This window comes from Shewanella psychropiezotolerans (assembly GCF_007197555.1).
Lineage (GTDB): Bacteria > Pseudomonadota > Gammaproteobacteria > Enterobacterales > Shewanellaceae > Shewanella > Shewanella psychropiezotolerans.
In genome coordinates this window covers 6,240,112-6,256,045 of sequence record NZ_CP041614.1, presented here as the reverse complement: position 1 = coordinate 6,256,045, position 15,934 = coordinate 6,240,112, and the positions used below count along the sequence as shown (strand labels likewise).

The following is a 15,934-nucleotide window of genomic DNA, read 5'->3' as shown; positions in this document are numbered from 1 at the left end:
AGAGACTATGAAGAAGCAAGCTTCCGACATAGGTCGTCGTCAACTGTTAAAAGCTTTAGCAGTTGGCAGCGCGGCTGGTGCAGTTGCAACTGTTAGTGGTCAAGCTCTTGCTGCATCACCAGCTGTAGCAACGACTACAGAGAAAAGTGACGGCTACCAAGAGACTGACCATGTTCGCAGTTATTACGCATCTTTGCGTACTAAGTAACAGTGGCTTTTTGATCTGATTAGTAAATATTTATATTAAATCAATAAGATTAGGAGTGTGTGATGCGACTAACTCGCAAAACAGACCAGGCAACAAGGGCTAGCAAGCCTGCCTTAGGTCTAAACCGTCGTCAGTTCCTTCAGTCTGCAGGTCTTGCAACTGGTGGTATTGCTGCGGCGTCTATGCTTGGCGCAGGTATGATGCGCAAAGCCGAAGCTAAAGAGGTGCCACATAATGCACCGACTGAAATAAAACGTACCATATGTTCTCACTGTTCTGTGGGCTGTGGTATCTATGCCGAAGTACAAAATGGGGTATGGACAGGCCAGGAGCCTGCATTCGATCATCCATTTAACGCTGGTGGTCACTGTGCAAAAGGTGCGGCACTACGTGAGCATGGCCACGGTGGGAAGCGTCTCAAGTATCCAATGAAACTGGAAGGCGGGAAGTGGAAGAAAATTTCTTGGGATCAAGCCATAGAAGAAGTGGGTGGTAAGGCATTAGAGATCCGCAAGGAATCTGGTCCCGATTCAGTATTCTTCATGGGTTCGGCTAAGTTCTCTAATGAACAAGCCTATATGTACCGCAAATTGGCAGCCATGTGGGGCACCAACAATGTCGATCACTCTGCACGAATTTGTCACTCTACCACTGTAGCCGGTGTTGCAAACACTTGGGGCTATGGTGCGCAAACCAACTCTTTCAACGATATTCGTAATGCAAAAGTGATGATGTTTATTGGGTCCAACCCATGTGAAGCGCATCCGGTTGCTATGCAGCACATCCTCGAAGGCAAAGAACGCGGTGCGAAAATCATCGTCGTTGACCCAAGATTTAGCCGAACTGCAGCTAAATCTGATGAATATGTACATATTCGTCCAGGTACCGATATCCCTTATATATATGGTCTGCTTTGGCATATCTTCAAGAATAAATGGGAAGATCAGACCTTTATCGACCAACGTGTATACGGTATGGAACGTATTCGTGAGGAAGCGGCTAAGTGGAACCCCGCAGAAGTCGAACTCGTTGCAGGTGTACCTGAAGTACAGATGCGCCGTGTGGCTAAGATGATGGCTACGACTAAGCCCGGTACCGTTGTCTGGTGTATGGGGGGACTCAGCATCACATAGGTAATGCTAATACTCGTGCCTACTGTATCCTGCAACTAGCGCTTGGAAACATGGGTGTTGTTGGCGGCGGTACTAACATCTTCCGTGGTCACGATAACGTACAGGGCGCGACCGATTTCGGTTTGTTGTTCGATACACTGCCTGGCTATTATGGCCTTAAGACAGGTTCATGGAAGCACTGGTGTAACGTGTGGGACTTGGATTACGAGTGGGTTAAAGCCCGTTTCGACCAGAATGAATACTTAGGTCAAAAGCCGATGAATTCTACCGGTATCCCGTGTTCTCGCTGGCATGATGGTGTACTGGAAGACAAGACTAAGATCGCTCAGAAAGATAATATCCGTATGTCATTCTTCTGGGGGCAGTCGGTTAATACCGAAACCCGTGGTCGCGAAGTGCGTGAAGCACTGGATAAGATGGACACTGTTGTGGTCGTCGATCCGTTTCCAACGATGGCGGGTGTTATGCACAATCGTACCGATGGTGTGTATTTGCTTCCTGCATGTACTCAGTTTGAAACTTATGGTTCTGTTTCAGCCTCTAACCGTTCACTGCAGTGGCGTACAAAGGTTATCGAGCCCTTGTTCGAGTCTAAGCCAGATCATGTGATCATGTACAAATTGGCGAAGAAGTGGGGCATAGAGAAAGAATTCTGTAAGCATATTAAGGTCAATGGTGATGAGCCATTAATCGAAGACATGACCCGTGAATTCAACAAGGGTATGTGGACCATTGGTTACACAGGCCAAAGCCCTGAGCGTTTGAAGATGCACCAGGAAAACTGGGGTACTTTCGATATTAAATCCCTCGAAGCACCAGGTGGCCCGGCTAAAGGCGAGACCTATGGTCTACCTTGGCCATGTTGGGGCACGCCTGAGATGAAGCACCCAGGTTCACAGATCTTGTATCGCACAGGTCGTGAAGTGAAAGACGGTGGCGGTAACTTCCGAGCCCGTTACGGTGTTGAACACGACGGTAATAATATACTTGCCGAAGGTTCTTACTCTAAAGGCTCTGAAATCCAGGATGGTTACCCTGAGTTTACCGCTGATATGCTTAAGCAACTTGGTTGGTGGGATGACCTGACCGCTGAAGAAAAGCAACATGCTGAAGGTAAAAACTGGAAGACTGATATCTCCGGTGGTATCCAGCGTGTAGCCATTAAGCACGGTTGTATTCCTTACGGTAACGCCAAAGCCCGCTGTATCGTTTGGAACTTCCCCGATGATATTCCTCTGCACCGTGAGCCACTTTATACGCCGCGTCGTGATCTGGTAGCTAAGTACCCGACCTATGATGACCGTATGGTTGCCCGTCTTCCTACCTTGTATAAAACGATTCAGGATCAGGACTTCGCTAAAGACTTCCCAATAGCTCTGACCTCTGGTCGTTTAGTTGAATACGAAGGTGGTGGTGAAGAGACACGTTGTAACCCTTGGCTCGCCGAGCTTCAACAAGAGATGTTTATTGAGATCAGTCCGGCGGATGCAGCAGATCGCGGCCTTCGTGACGGTGATGATGTTTGGGTTCACAGTCCGGAAGGTGCCAAAATCAAGGTTAAGGCCATGGTAACGCCTCGTGTTATCGAAGGTGAGTGCTTTATGCCTTACCATTTCGCGGGTGTATTCGAAGGTGAGAGTCTAGAGAAGAATTACCCTGAAGGCACAGTGCCTTACATTGTGGGCGAGTCGGCTAATACCGTACTGACCTATGGCTATGACGTGGTTACTCAGATGCAAGAGACTAAGTCTAGCTTGTGTCAGATCACTAAAGCCTAATTGAACTTGATGAGGAGATAGCCAACATGGCAGTCATGAAATTTTTGTGTGACACCAAACGCTGCATCGAGTGTAACGGTTGCGTCACAGCTTGTAAGAACGAAAACGATTCCGCTCTCGAATGGGGAATTCAACGTCGCCGTGTAGTGACAATTAACGATGGTGAGCCGGGTGAAGCGTCGATCTCAGTGGCATGTATGCACTGTACCGACGCGCCTTGTCAGGCAGTCTGTCCGGCCGATTGTTTCTACCGCACCGAAGACGGCATAGTGCTGCACAACAAGGATACTTGTATCGGTTGTGGCTACTGCTTGTATGCCTGTCCATTTGGGGCGCCTCAGTTCCCTAAAAAGACGGCATTTGGTAGTCGTGGCAAGATGGATAAGTGTACCTTCTGTGCTGGTGGTCCGGAAGAGACTCATTCAGATGCAGAGCGTCAGAAGTACGGTGCTAACCGTATCGCCGAAGGTAAGTTGCCTATGTGTGCCGAACTTTGTTCGACCAAGGCCTTACTTGCCGGTGATGCTGAGATAGTATCCAGTATCTTTAGAGAGCGTACCGCGGCACGTGGTAATCCAGATGCAATCTGGGGTTACACACCTCAGACCGGTGCATAGGGCAATTAGGACCCATCGGGCTATGAGTGATTTTCGCAGCCCGATTATAAGTCCGATAAAGGAGTGACTATGAATTTTAAATCACTACCAAGCCTGTTTGCTCTGGTGCTAACTGCTGACTTGGTTTTTAAATCACTAGGCAGGTTGTTTTCTGTGCTGGTTTTGCCTTTGGTATTAACGAGTGTGCTAGCGACTGGCTTAGGTATGAGCGCGACAGCATTTGCAGCCGACGGTCAAACCAGTCAGCAGATAGCTACAGCTAAAACCAGCGATGCAGATCTATGGCGTGCTGTTAAAGCTGGTGATTCAGGTTATACAACGGCCCAGGGTGTCGAAGCGAATGTGTTAATTAATATCGCCGGCAATCAAGGGAAAGATATTAAGAATAATTATCTTACCCCTGCGATGGCCTTCGCTGTATTAGGCGTATTTTCAGCCTTCCTGGTATTTTATTTTGTTAATGGACCTTCTAAGTTAAGTAAAGGGTTCTCTGGCAAGATGGTACTGCGTTGGACTAAGGCTGATTTGTGGATCCACTGGGTGTTAGCCCTATCTTGTTTGGGGCTGATTTTTACCGGTCTCACCATAATGTTGGGTAAACATGTTCTGCAGCCTTATGTGGCAGAAGGAATATGGGCGGCAATGATCTATGTCAGTAAGACTATCCATGATTATGTGGGTCCGATATTTATGGCAGCTTGGGTCTTGTGCGTCGTAAAATGGATGCCGATGCAGACATTTAAGATGTACGACCTTAAATGGTTTCTCGTGGTTGGTGGTTACATCAACTTTGGACCATTCAAGGGTAAGCACCCTGACAGTGGCTTTGCTAACGCCGGTGAGAAGATGTGGTTCTGGACGCTAACTGTGTTCGGTTTGTTCATCTGTGTTTCCGGCATCATGTTAGTCCTGCCTGGTCTTGAGTTACCACGTGAAGCCTCAATGGCGGCACTACTCATCCACGCTATCAGCGCGATCATCATTATCGCCTTTACTATCGTGCATATTTGGATGGCGACGGTATTGAGTGAAGGTGGCATGGAGTGTATGAAGTCAGGTTACTGTGATGAGAACTGGGCAGTGCAGCATCATAATCTTTGGTACGACGAGATCAAAGAGAATGGTAGTTTAGAATATAAAGATTAAGGTCAAAGATCCTAGGAACTAGAACCTAGGCCCTAGGAACTTAATAAAAAGCCCCAGTCGATTTAGTTCGCTGGGGCTTTTTTCATATGGATGTGATTATCCCCGGACTATATGGATGTAGTTGGAGGGGAGTTTCATATGGATGTGGATTATTCTCGAACTATAAGGTCGTAGTAGAAGGGGAGTTTTATATCTAAATCTTGAGTGTGATGCTGACGCATCAATGAGAACGAATGATGAGCCTATCTGTCTCGCGACTCGAAGCTTTCTTTGTTGTGTCTTGAGCTCGATACTATAAGGAACCTAGGCTCTAGGTACTTTAGATAAAGTCAGTTGTTGCCCTTTCTCGATTGCAGTTTCAAGATAATTCTTTAGTAACGGAAAGCAAAACTCTCTAAACCATTTGTGTTCAGGATCGTTTTGATACTTGGCATGCCAGAGTAAATAATATGGGTGTGTTTCTAATTTAAAGGGGAGTGGCTTCACTTTTAAATCAAAGATATTGCAATACTCAGCAATGATATGTCGGGGCACTGTGATGATGGCTTCTGTTGTATCAATGACTTTAAAGGCATCGAAAAATGAGGGGACATTTGCTAATACTTTTCTTTCATATCCAGTAGGCTGCATAACTTTATCAACTTGCTTGGTGATATTGGTAATACTGCGCACTAGCACATGTTTAGATCTCACATAGCTTTCGAGCGTAAGAGACTCATTTGCAAGCGTACAGCTCTTTGACATGACAGCTACATACGAGTCTTCAATCAATTTCTTCCCATAGATATTCTCAGGAATTGTATCTGCAATTGAAGCAACTAAGTCTACCTTTTTCATTTCGTCATCGGAGAGACTCTGTCCTTGCCATAATTGGCAGTCAATACTTAGGTCTGGTGAGACCTTCTCTAGCTCAGAGCAAATTAGAGCACTCGTTATTGATGATAAGAAAGAGGTATAGGCTAAATGAAAGCGTCGTTTACAGCTTGCTGGATTAAATGTCTCAGTTAAGTAAAGGGAGTCAAGCGTGGTGAGTATACCTGGGAGCTCGATGAGCAGTTCTTCCCCCCTTTGTGTCAATATAAAATTCTGACCCTCACGAATTAATATGGGATCATCGAATGCCTCTCTAATTTGTAACAGGCTCCTGCTCATTGCAGACTGTGTAACGTTCAGCTGATGGGCTGATAAGGTTAAATTTCGCGTCTGTAATAATGATAATAGCGGTCGAAGTAACTTGTAGTTATTCATTATATCTTCTCAGAGCCATATTAAGGATTGGCTTTATAGTGTTTTTAGCATCCATACATCACACGCGTTATGTACTGTTCCGCTCAAAGATTCACTTAAATGCTCAAAACCTAGTTTTTCATAAAGACGAATCGCTGAATCCATATTAGACAGGGTATCTAAATAACATTGTTGATACCCTTGCTGCTTGGCGTACTCTAAACACTTTATCGTTAGGCTTTTTCCTAAACCATGTCCACGGCTTTCTTTTAATAGAAATAGTTTTTTTAGTTCGCAAATGTCACTGCTCTTGTTAAAGGGGGCAACACCACAGCCTCCAACTACTTTTCCATTTAATTTTGCGACCAAATAGAGGCTATTGATATTGCTATAATGCTGACTCATATTTTCTACTTCAGCATCTGAGGGGCCATAGCCTTCCCCCACAGCTCCGTACTCCTCACCAACTCTCTTGATTATTGCGCATACAAGACTATCAACTTCTGGTGTTACTTCTACTATTTTTAAAGACATTATACACCTCTCTATATGTGGTTATATCTAACTGTACTTGCAGCTAAGTTACAGATGTCCTTCGCGCCACTTTTTGATCATCTCTTCAGAAACGAGCATTCTTTCTATCCGTAACCTGAGCTTTTTCTTCTCTAGGCTGGGGTCTTGCTGTTTAGTCTTCATTTCCTGTGTATTACCGAGTTGATGAGTGACACTTTGGATTCTGGTTGTAGCAAAAGAAACCAAGGCTGCGGTTATTAATAATGCCAGCAATAGTGTTTTAATTTGTGCCACCTTTATTCGTTTTACTCTACTTTGACTTCACTATAAGGCGTAACCAACCATGACATATAATCAATATATATCATGGTTGGTATGATTTTAAGTCATGAGCAGGTAGTTGTGGATAATCATAAATGGAGGTTATGTTTATGGCTTTGTTAGCGCTTTCTTGAATCACTTTTCTATAGTTAGATACTCGTCACTTTTTTACTGTGCTAAGAATATGTTGTACCTTGTTTAAAGCCGAAATAAAAACCATTCCTAATTGCCTTTTTCCTTAAGTATCAGCCTATTAGTTGTACATGTCAGTAACAAGTTTAGCTCGGTCATTGCCATAGGTTTACGTCGTAAAATTAAAATAAATTCCAAAACATGATTGGGTTAACACTTTAGAAAACGGGTGGACTTAATAGCGATCCTTATCCGTTTCAGATCAATATTCTCTCGGTAAAACTTGCTTATATTGCCTGTGCAATTTGTTGAATGCTTTTTTAAAATAAAAAATCGTGTTGAGAAAGACCATCTAGCTAACAAGTGGTTAACATTCGCTCGACATTAAATATGTGGATAAGCATTCTTAATATTTAACGATTCCTTCCCAGGAGTAAAAATGAAGAAGCAACAGCCTGATCTGAACCGAAGATCTTTGCTGAAAGCACTCACTATAGGTGGTACGGCGACGGTCGCCCTTGCCGCTACAGGTATAAGTGCCGCTCAAGCAACAGAGAGTAATCTAGGCACGAAAAGTGCGAATGGCTATCATGAAACTACGCACATCCGTAGTTATTACAATAGCTTGAGAAGCTAATTAGGAGAGTTTTAGATATGCAGTTAACTCGCAAATCTAACGAGGCACCTAAAGTCGAGAAGAAGACTCTAGGCATTAGCCGTCGTCAGTTTATGAAGCATGCAGGTATCACCTCTGGTGGTATTGCAGCGGCTTCACTCTTGGGCACTGGCATGATGCGTCGTGCAGAAGCCAAAGATGTCCCACATGATGCACCAATCGAGATCAAGCGCACCGTATGTAGTGCTTGTGCGGTAGGTTGTGGTCTATATGCTGAAGTTCAAAATGGTGTCTGGACAGGTCAAGAACCTGCGTTTGATCACCCATTCAACGCCGGTGGCCATTGTGCTAAAGGTGCTGCGCTGCGTGAACATGGTCATGGTGAAAAGCGTCTTAAATATCCGATGAAACTTGTGGATGGCAAGTGGAAGAAACTATCTTGGGAGCAAGCTTTTAATGAAGTTGGCGATAAGATGCTGGATATTCGTAAAGAGTCCGGTCCTGATTCACTTTATTTCATGGGTAGCGCTAAGTTCTCTAATGAAGGCTGCTACATGTACCGTAAATTTGCGGCTATGTGGGGCACCAACAACGTCGATCACTCGGCTCGAATCTGTCACTCTACCACGGTAGCCGGTGTTGCAAACACTTGGGGCTACGGTGCGCAAACTAACTCTTTCAACGACATTCAGAATGCCAACGCAATCTTCTTCATTGGGGCTAACCCGGCTGAAGCGCATCCCGTTGCCATGCAGCATATCCTGATCGCGAAAGAGAAGAACAACGCTAAAATTATTGTTGTCGATCCACGTTTCTCACGTACTGCGGCTCACTCTGATCTGCACTGTGCACTTCGTCCTGGTACCGATATTCCATTCATCTACGGTATGCTTTGGCATATCTTCGAAAATGGCTGGGAAGATAAGACCTTTATCAAAGAGCGTGTTTTCGAGATGGAAACGATTCGCAAAGAAGCGAAGAAGTTCCCACCTAAAGAAGTTGAACACGTCACTGGTGTAAGCGAAGCAGACGTTTATCAAGCGGCTAAGCTAATGGCTGATAACCGTCCTGGTACCGTTGTCTGGTGTATGGGTGGTACTCAGCATCACGTTGGTAATGCTAACACTCGTGCCTACTGTATCCTGCAACTTGCCCTAGGTAATATGGGCGTTAAGGGTGGCGGTACTAACATCTTCCGTGGTCACGATAACGTACAGGGTGCGACCGATTTAGGTCTATTGTTCGATACGCTGCCTGGTTACTACGGTCTTAAGACGGGCTCATGGAAGCACTGGTCTCATGTATGGGATCTTGAGTTCGATTGGGTTAAGTCTCGTTTCGATCAAAATGAGTACTTGGGCCGCGTGCCGATGAATACTCCGGGTATTCCATGTTCTCGCTGGCATGACGGTGTCCTCGAGACGCCTGAAGCATTAGCGCAGAAAGACCGTATTCGCATGGCCTTCTTCTGGGGGCAATCGGTTAACACTGAGACCCGTCAGCGTGATGTGCGTGATGCATTGGATAAGATGGACACTGTTGTCGTCGTGGATCCGTTCCCGACTATGGCTGGTGTTATGCATCGTCGTAAGAATGGCGTTTACCTGCTACCTGCTTGTACTCAGTTTGAGACTGAAGGTTCAGTGTCTAACTCGGGTCGTAGCCAACAGTGGCGTGAAAAAGTTATAGATCCCTTGTTTGAGTCTAAGACCGATCTTGAGATCATGTATCGCCTGTCTCAGAAGCTAGGCTTCGCCGAACAGTTCACTAAACGTATCGCCAAAGATGCCAATGATGTTTTGGTTATCGAAGACATTACTCGCGAAATTAACCGCGGTATGTGGACTATCGGTATGTCAGGTCAGAGCCCTGAGCGTTTGAAGATGCACACCCAAAACTGGGGTACATTTAGCAACAAGACACTTGAAGCGGTTGGCGGACCGGCTAAGGGTGATACTTACGGTCTACCTTGGCCATGTTGGGGCACACCAGAGCAGAAGCACCCAGGTACTCAGATTCTTTATAACACACACAAGCATGTGCTCGATGGCGGCGGTAACTTCCGTGCCCGTTTTGGTGTTGAGTACAAGGGTAAGAACCTACTTGCCGAAGGCAGTTTCTCTAAAGGTTCTGAGCTCACCGATGGTTACCCGGAGTTTACCTCTCAGATGCTTAAGCAGTTGGGTTGGTGGGATGATCTAACGGCGACCGAGAAAGCCGAAGCCGATGGCAAAAACTGGAAAACAGATATTTCCGGTGGCATCCAACGTGTGGCCATGAAGCATGGGTGTATTCCTTACGGTAACGCGAAGGCGCGTTGTATCGTATGGACCTTCCCTGATCAGGCGCCAGTTCACCGTGAGCCGCTTTATACGCCGCGTCGTGATCTTGTGTCTAAGTACCCCACTTATGATGATATGCAGGTTCATCGTCTACCGACTCTGTATAAATCTATCCAAGAGAAAGATACTGCGGCTAAGTACCCACTAGCATTGACCTCTGGTCGTCTGGTTGAGTATGAAGGCGGTGGTGAAGAGTCTCGTTCTAACCCATGGCTTGCCGAGCTTCAGCAGCAGATGTTTGTTGAGATAAGTCCTGCCGACGCTGCCGATCGTGGCATTCGCAACGGTGATACTGTCTGGTTAGAGGGTGCCGAGGGTGGTCGCATTAAGATCCAAGCTATGGTTACGCCTCGCGTTAAGCCGGGTGTGACTTGGATGCCTTACCACTTCGCGGGTGAGATGCACGGTGAAAGCCTGGCAGCTAACTACCCGGAAGGAACGGTTCCTTATGTTATTGGTGAGTCTGCGAACACTGCACTGACTTATGGTTATGACCCTGTGACTCAGATGCAGGAAACCAAGGCATCGCTTTGCCAGATTGTGAAAGCGTAAGCTAGGAGAATTGCCATTATGGCTACAATGAAATTTTTGTGTGATACCAAGCGCTGCATCGAGTGTAACGGTTGTGTCACAGCTTGTAAGAACGAAAACGACTCGGCTCTAGAATGGGGTATTCAACGTCGACGCGTTGTTACTATCAATGATGGTATGCCAGGTGAAGCCTCTATCTCGGTAGCATGTATGCATTGTACAGATGCACCTTGTATGGCAGTTTGCCCGGCAAACTGTTTCTACCAGACTGAAGATGGTTTAACGCTGCACAACAAGGATACTTGTATCGGTTGTGGTTACTGCCTCTATGCTTGTCCGTTCGGTGCACCTCAGTTCCCTAAGAAGGGCGCCTTTGGTACTCGTGGCAAGATGGATAAGTGTACTTTCTGTGCCGGTGGTCCTGAAGAGAACCATTCAGATGCAGAGCGTCAGAAGTACGGCTCAAACCGTATCGCTGAAGGCAAGCTACCTATGTGTGCCGAGCTATGTGCGACTAAGTCGTTACTGGCGGGTGATGCTGAGATTATCTCATCTATCTTCCGTGAGCGTGTTGCATACCGTGGCTCTAAAAATGCAATCTGGGGTTAATAGATCTGCTGTGCATTTCTAAGGATGTAATATGAACAAATTGTTCAAACAGATAGGCTTAAGCTTGGTACTTATGTTTAGTGCTATCGGTTTAGCTCAAGCTGGTTCTTCACCGGCAGCTCAGCAGGCTGTTGCGACAGAGGGCCAGATTTGGTCTCAATTGAAGGCTGGGGTAACCGGTGAGACAACCTCACAGGGTCAGTTTCACAATCAAGCTATCAATACCTATGATCTGCGCGTGTTAGAGTTACGTAGTGATTTGCTTGCGCCAGCTTTGATGGCAGCGCTATTTGGCATGATCATCGTTTTTATCTTGTTTATCAAGGTGAACGGCATCTCTAAGCTTCACGGTGGATTCTCTGGTAAGTTGGTTTACCGCTGGTCTAAATTTGATGTATCCATTCATTGGCTTGGCGCTATTCCATGTCTGCTACTGATTTTGACGGGTCTGTCGTTACTGGCGGGTCGTTTCTTCTTCCAACCTTATATGCCTGAGAGTCTGTGGTCTGGTTTTGTCTATGCTGCCAAGCAGATACATGACTTTATGGCGATTCCTTTCATGTTAGGTTGGGCCTTGATGGTCACATTATGGGCCAAGAATCAGCTGCCTAAGATGTATGACATCAAGTGGATGCTGGTAGTGGGTGGGTATATCAACTTCGGTCCATTCAAGGGTAAGCACCCGGATGCTGGCTTTGCTAATGCCGGTGAGAAGCTGTGGTTCTGGGCTTTTGCTTTATTTGGACTGCTGATCTCGGCTTCAGGTATGTTAATGCTATTCCCGAACTTGTTCGAGCCTAGCCGTAACCTGAGTCTGATTGCATTGGTACTGCACTCGGTCAGCGCCATCATTATCACGGCTTTCTCTATCGTACATATCTTTATGGCTACCGTTATGTCTGAAGGTGGTATGGAGTGTATGAAGTCCGGCTATTGTGACGAGACCTGGGCGACACAGCACCATAATCTTTGGTTCGATGAGATTAAAGAAAATGGCACGCTGAAATATAAGGATTAAGCTTTAGCTAAGAGACGCGAGTTTCGAGCTACGAGTTCCTAGGCTCTAGGTCCTTATTAAAAACACTCCGTCAGGTAACTGGTGGGGTGTTTTTTATGTGTGCTGGTAAGCTGCGAGCGTGAGTGTAACTGACAGACTGATAACTGCTGGCGCTTTATTGAGTAAGGGCTAAAACATGACTGGCTTAACAAAACCCAACTGATTGTATCCCTTGCTGCGATAACTTATAGCCAGTTCACATTTTACCTATAACTTAAGTGGTACTTTTGTGCGATTAACATAGCATGCGTGCCTCTTTTTCGCCTCGATTCATCACGGACCTTGTTCTTTGAGACCGAGCAGTTAGGAATTTTATGTCTTCAATTATTCAGCCAAGTCATAGTGAAATTATTAAGCCTTACCAGGCCGATATTACCGTCCCCAATTGGATGCTCGGCGCTATGGAGCGAGTGATGCAGTTCTATGTGGATAAAAACCTGAGACTCGATACTCATTCTGCCGACATGATGCCAGCTCCGATAGAGGGCAAGAAATATATGCTCTATGCCCATATCCCTTTCTGTCATACGCTCTGCTCATTTTGTACCTTCCATCGTTTCCTGTTTAAGGAAGACAAGGCTCGCGCTTACTTTATCTCCCTACGTAAAGAGATGGATATGGTTAAGGCGCTTGGTTATGACTTCGAGTCCATGTATATCGGTGGCGGCACGACAACTGTGCTGGAAGACGAGCTCGCCCGTACTATCGAACATGCTAAGAAGCTGTTTCCGAGTATCAAGGAGGTCTCTTGTGAGTCTGATCCTCAGCATTTAGATAGCCCTGGCTTTAAGCAATTAGAGGGGCTGGTGGATCGTATGTCCATTGGGGTGCAGAGTTTTAACGATGACATTCTTACGATGACGGACCGCATCGAGAAGTTTGGCTCGGGTCAGCAGACGTTCGATAAGATCATGGCGGCTAAAGAGCTGTTCCCGATCATTAACGTTGATTTGATCTTCGGTTTTCGTGGGCAAACAGATGAGATTATCCAGCATGATCTGGATATGGCCGCTAAATTAGACCCACGTCAGATAACCACCTATCCTTTGATGATCACTCATCAGACTCGCAAGAGTGTGAAAGGTAAACTAGCTGCATCTCAGGGAGATATGGCACGTCAATATCGTCAGATCTTAAATAGTCTAAATGGACAATATACTCAGCTCTCTTCATGGGCCTTCGGTAAGGCTAACGACGAAGGTTTCGATGAATATGTCATAGATTATGACGAGTACTTAGGTGTTGGCTCAGGATCGTTTAGTTTCTTAGATGATACCTTGTATGTGAATAACTTCTCATTGCGTAAATATCATGAAAATATTGCCGCTGGGCGCATGGGCGTCGAGCAGCAAAAGAACTACAGTAAGAAAGATGTGATGCAATATCGCTTCTTATTAGGCATGTTCTCGGGCCGCTTATCCCGTAAATATTTCCGTGAGACTTTTGGGGTAAACCTTGATACCGCGCTGTTTAAAGAGATGACCTCAATGAAAATGATAGGTGCAATCAAGAATGATCTAAGTGATCCGGATAATTTGATCGTTACGGATAACGGCAAGATGATGGGCCTCTTGATGATGAAAGAGTTCTATTCGGGGATGGATAATGTGCGCGCTCAGCTACGTAAGCCGCTCAAGGCATGTGATATGTAATTTGTGCCACATGAAAATGCATCAAAGGTTGAAGTTTTACTTCAGCCATTTTTGTTTCTAGAACCGTTTCTAGGGCGATAGCGATATAGGTTATTAGCAAACCTGCAATTTGTTAAGGGATTTAAATGAGTGTAGCCCAGAGGCTTTAAATTTTGGCAAGTGTTTTGACCTGCTCTTCAAGATGTACTATCTCTAAGCGGATCTGTTTGATGAAAGGATCATCATATTGGAGACGGTCGAATTCTTTGAGGCAGGCACGATAGCGTCTGAGTTTATTTTCCGGGGTACCGACAAGATCTAAGATCTCTTCAAAATTAATTATTGATTCCATTCAACAATCCTAAAATTCCATCCATGGTCTGAGCCTATTTTACGAAAATACTTCTTTGGTAAATGATGAATTATGTAACCACTATCCTGTAACATAGATGAAACATGTATTATTATTTAGATAAAACAATCTATTGGCGCTATATTTTGTTTTTTTCACCCTGATTGCTTACCTATATCTGACACGGGATTGAGAGATCTCTTACATTGAGATTAGCGAATCAAAGTCATTAATAATATATATGTTAATGATTGGTATTAGTCCGTGAAAAGCGCTGGGAATGGTTGAAAATATTTTAGTTTCAGGTAGTTTGGCATGTACTAATAATGGCATTTAATAAGGACATTTAGATGATTGTGCGTATCGGGGAGTTTCAGGCTGCCGCAGGAAAGAGCGAAGAGTTATACCACTTTTTACAATTGCTTAGCTCATATATAATCCAGTCGAAGGGATGCGTTTCATATGATGTACTTCGTAAACAGGATAGCCCGGAATCCTTTGCCGTCATCGAACGTTGGCTAAGTGTAGAAGCCCATCAGGCTTCAGTCGATAATTTTCCTAAAGATCAGATGCAGGCTGCGATGCCACTCTTTGGTGAGGCTCCTAAGGGGAGTTATTACCAGTCATGATTAATCTCTTTCGGGCGAATCTTTGGAGATAATAAATATGAAAGTTCTATTTCAGACTGAGCGCATTATCTGTCGTGAGTTTGAGCTAAATGATCTGCAATCTTTTGCCGACTACAGAGCCTTGCCCGATGTGGCTAAGTATCAGAGTTGGAGTGAATATAGCTACCAGGATGCTCTGTCTCTGTTCGAGGAGATGCAAAAGGTGCCATTTGGTGATGTAGGCCACTGGTTTCAGTTGGCGATCACAACAAAAACACCTCAAAACCTTGATGGAAGTCAGTTGTTGGGCGATCTTGCGGTCCATTTTATCGATGATAAGCAGATAGAGATAGGTTTTACCTTCGCGCCTGATTTTCAGGGACAAGGGTTTGCATCCGAAGCCGTGATTGGTCTACTAGCATACCTATTTACCCAGCTGAAACCCCATAGAGTGATAGCTGCTACTGATGCCGAAAATGTCCCATCCTGGTTATTGTTAGAGAGAGTGGGCTTTAGACGAGAAGCGCATTTTATCGAGAATGTGTTTTTTAAGGGGGCTTGGGGCAGTGAATTTCAATATGCCATGCTAGCTTCAGAATGGAGACCCCAAGTTGGTTAATGCCTATGCCTGAGCTAGTTGCTAACTTATCAGTCTTACAAGAAGTCGCACCAGCAGATGATTTTATCAGATTAAGACTCATCTCAGGGCTGACACCCAGGCCGAGAGAGGCTGTAGTGAAAGGTCTGCCTCGCAGCTTGTATGGCGTTCATATTCACCTGAGTGATGAGAGTACAGAACACAAGGTCATTGCCATGGGGCGTGTGGTTGGTGATGGGGCTCTGAATTTTGAAATCGTCGATATCGCTGTCGATCCGGATTATCAGGGGCAGGGCTTAGGGCGTGAGATTATGCAGCAGATCATGAATTATCTTAATCGCGAAGCACCTACTGGCGCCTACATTACCCTAATGGCCGATGTGCCTGCTTTGTATAAGAAGTTTGGCTTTAAGCTCAGTCGTCCTGAGAGTGAAGGCATGTACATTGTTAAGTAGATTTTGATCTATAGCCTAAGTTGATTGAATCGGAGTTGGCTAGATCGGAAAAATCCCTTA

Annotated in this window: 15 protein-coding genes and 1 pseudogene; 12 read left to right on the top strand and 4 right to left on the bottom strand. The window is 45.3% G+C overall.

Annotation, left to right across the window (positions count from 1 at the left end):
- The first annotated feature begins 7 nt into the window (after positions 1–7).
- The 4 genes and pseudogenes from FM037_RS27415 to FM037_RS27400 all read left to right on the top strand — a co-directional run bounded on the left by FM037_RS27415 (position 8) and on the right by FM037_RS27400 (position 4,882).
- Positions 8–208, top strand: coding sequence for a twin-arginine translocation signal domain-containing protein (locus tag FM037_RS27415; protein WP_144048598.1), 201 nt, complete (start codon positions 8–10; stop codon positions 206–208).
- Between the two features lie 62 nt (positions 209–270).
- Positions 271–3,119: pseudogene (locus FM037_RS27410) on the top strand (formate dehydrogenase subunit alpha).
- Between the two features lie 26 nt (positions 3,120–3,145).
- Entirely contained in the window at positions 3,146–3,736 is a 591-nt protein-coding gene (gene fdh3B / locus FM037_RS27405) for a formate dehydrogenase FDH3 subunit beta (RefSeq protein WP_144048597.1), read from the top strand.
- A gap of 69 nt (positions 3,737–3,805) precedes the next feature.
- Positions 3,806–4,882, top strand: coding sequence for a formate dehydrogenase subunit gamma (locus FM037_RS27400; protein WP_144048596.1), 1,077 nt, complete (start codon positions 3,806–3,808; stop codon positions 4,880–4,882).
- A gap of 303 nt (positions 4,883–5,185) precedes the next feature.
- Here FM037_RS27400 and FM037_RS27395 read toward each other — a convergent pair whose 3' ends face one another.
- The 3 genes from FM037_RS27395 to FM037_RS27385 are packed head-to-tail and all read right to left on the bottom strand — an operon-like array spanning position 5,186 to position 6,916.
- On the bottom strand, positions 5,186–6,130 hold the full coding sequence (locus FM037_RS27395; protein ID WP_144048595.1) for a LysR family transcriptional regulator: 945 nt from the start codon (positions 6,128–6,130) through the stop codon (positions 5,186–5,188).
- Positions 6,131–6,163: 33 nt separating this feature from the next.
- Positions 6,164–6,643 (bottom strand): GNAT family N-acetyltransferase, encoded by a 480-nt coding sequence (locus FM037_RS27390; RefSeq protein ID WP_144048594.1) that lies wholly within the window; start codon positions 6,641–6,643, stop codon positions 6,164–6,166.
- A gap of 48 nt (positions 6,644–6,691) precedes the next feature.
- Positions 6,692–6,916 (bottom strand): hypothetical protein, encoded by a 225-nt coding sequence (locus FM037_RS27385; protein ID WP_144048593.1) that lies wholly within the window; start codon positions 6,914–6,916, stop codon positions 6,692–6,694.
- Between the two features lie 598 nt (positions 6,917–7,514).
- Here FM037_RS27385 and FM037_RS27380 point away from each other — a divergent pair.
- The 5 genes from FM037_RS27380 to FM037_RS27360 all read left to right on the top strand — a co-directional run bounded on the left by FM037_RS27380 (position 7,515) and on the right by FM037_RS27360 (position 13,882).
- Positions 7,515–7,712 carry a formate dehydrogenase gene (locus FM037_RS27380; protein WP_144048592.1) on the top strand — a complete coding sequence of 66 codons (198 nt, stop codon included), beginning with the start codon at positions 7,515–7,517 and terminating at the stop codon, positions 7,710–7,712.
- 17 nt (positions 7,713–7,729) lie between these two features.
- The gene (locus FM037_RS27375) at positions 7,730–10,585 is read left to right on the top strand and encodes a formate dehydrogenase subunit alpha (protein WP_144048591.1); all 2,856 of its coding nucleotides are present in this window, start codon (positions 7,730–7,732) and stop codon (positions 10,583–10,585) included.
- Between the two features lie 18 nt (positions 10,586–10,603).
- Complete coding sequence (gene fdh3B, locus FM037_RS27370; RefSeq protein ID WP_144048590.1) at positions 10,604–11,173, top strand: formate dehydrogenase FDH3 subunit beta; 570 nt, start codon at positions 10,604–10,606, stop codon at positions 11,171–11,173.
- A gap of 31 nt (positions 11,174–11,204) precedes the next feature.
- Positions 11,205–12,191 carry a formate dehydrogenase subunit gamma gene (locus FM037_RS27365; protein WP_144048589.1) on the top strand — a complete coding sequence of 329 codons (987 nt, stop codon included), beginning with the start codon at positions 11,205–11,207 and terminating at the stop codon, positions 12,189–12,191.
- A 353-nt stretch (positions 12,192–12,544) separates the two neighbouring features.
- Positions 12,545–13,882 carry a coproporphyrinogen III oxidase family protein gene (locus tag FM037_RS27360; RefSeq protein WP_144048588.1) on the top strand — a complete coding sequence of 446 codons (1,338 nt, stop codon included), beginning with the start codon at positions 12,545–12,547 and terminating at the stop codon, positions 13,880–13,882.
- Positions 13,883–14,027: 145 nt separating this feature from the next.
- Here FM037_RS27360 and FM037_RS27355 read toward each other — a convergent pair whose 3' ends face one another.
- Positions 14,028–14,213, bottom strand: coding sequence for a hypothetical protein (locus tag FM037_RS27355; protein ID WP_144048587.1), 186 nt, complete (start codon positions 14,211–14,213; stop codon positions 14,028–14,030).
- A gap of 350 nt (positions 14,214–14,563) precedes the next feature.
- On the opposite strand from FM037_RS27355, the gene FM037_RS27350 reads away from it, so the two are divergent.
- From FM037_RS27350 to FM037_RS27340, 3 genes are read left to right on the top strand one after another with little or no spacing between them, the layout of a single operon-like run.
- Positions 14,564–14,842, top strand: a complete 279-nt coding sequence (locus FM037_RS27350; RefSeq protein WP_144048586.1) for a putative quinol monooxygenase — start codon at positions 14,564–14,566, stop codon at positions 14,840–14,842.
- A gap of 37 nt (positions 14,843–14,879) precedes the next feature.
- The gene (locus FM037_RS27345) at positions 14,880–15,440 is read left to right on the top strand and encodes a GNAT family N-acetyltransferase (RefSeq protein WP_144048585.1); all 561 of its coding nucleotides are present in this window, start codon (positions 14,880–14,882) and stop codon (positions 15,438–15,440) included.
- A complete protein-coding gene (locus FM037_RS27340) occupies positions 15,440–15,874 on the top strand; it encodes a GNAT family N-acetyltransferase (RefSeq protein WP_144049163.1) in 435 nt (144 codons plus the stop codon). The genes FM037_RS27345 and FM037_RS27340 overlap by 1 nt, the downstream gene beginning before the upstream one ends.
- The last annotated feature ends 60 nt before the right edge of the window (positions 15,875–15,934 follow it).

Excerpts from the sequence above, each read along its gene's own strand:
- fdh3B (WP_144048597.1), top strand. The coding sequence starts at position 3,146 with ATGGCAGTCATGAAATTTTTGTGTGACACCAAACGCTGCATCGAGTGT.
- FM037_RS27390 (WP_144048594.1), bottom strand. The coding sequence starts at position 6,643 with ATGTCTTTAAAAATAGTAGAAGTAACACCAGAAGTTGATAGTCTTGTA.
- FM037_RS27360 (WP_144048588.1), top strand. The coding sequence starts at position 12,545 with ATGTCTTCAATTATTCAGCCAAGTCATAGTGAAATTATTAAGCCTTAC.
- FM037_RS27365 (WP_144048589.1), top strand. The coding sequence starts at position 11,205 with ATGAACAAATTGTTCAAACAGATAGGCTTAAGCTTGGTACTTATGTTT.
- FM037_RS27350 (WP_144048586.1), top strand. The coding sequence starts at position 14,564 with ATGATTGTGCGTATCGGGGAGTTTCAGGCTGCCGCAGGAAAGAGCGAA.
- FM037_RS27355 (WP_144048587.1), bottom strand. The coding sequence starts at position 14,213 with ATGGAATCAATAATTAATTTTGAAGAGATCTTAGATCTTGTCGGTACC.
- FM037_RS27395 (WP_144048595.1), bottom strand. The coding sequence starts at position 6,130 with ATGAATAACTACAAGTTACTTCGACCGCTATTATCATTATTACAGACG.
- FM037_RS27415 (WP_144048598.1), top strand. The coding sequence starts at position 8 with ATGAAGAAGCAAGCTTCCGACATAGGTCGTCGTCAACTGTTAAAAGCT.
- FM037_RS27340 (WP_144049163.1), top strand. The coding sequence starts at position 15,440 with ATGCCTATGCCTGAGCTAGTTGCTAACTTATCAGTCTTACAAGAAGTC.
- FM037_RS27345 (WP_144048585.1), top strand. The coding sequence starts at position 14,880 with ATGAAAGTTCTATTTCAGACTGAGCGCATTATCTGTCGTGAGTTTGAG.
- FM037_RS27400 (WP_144048596.1), top strand. The coding sequence starts at position 3,806 with ATGAATTTTAAATCACTACCAAGCCTGTTTGCTCTGGTGCTAACTGCT.
- FM037_RS27380 (WP_144048592.1), top strand. The coding sequence starts at position 7,515 with ATGAAGAAGCAACAGCCTGATCTGAACCGAAGATCTTTGCTGAAAGCA.
- FM037_RS27375 (WP_144048591.1), top strand. The coding sequence starts at position 7,730 with ATGCAGTTAACTCGCAAATCTAACGAGGCACCTAAAGTCGAGAAGAAG.
- fdh3B (WP_144048590.1), top strand. The coding sequence starts at position 10,604 with ATGGCTACAATGAAATTTTTGTGTGATACCAAGCGCTGCATCGAGTGT.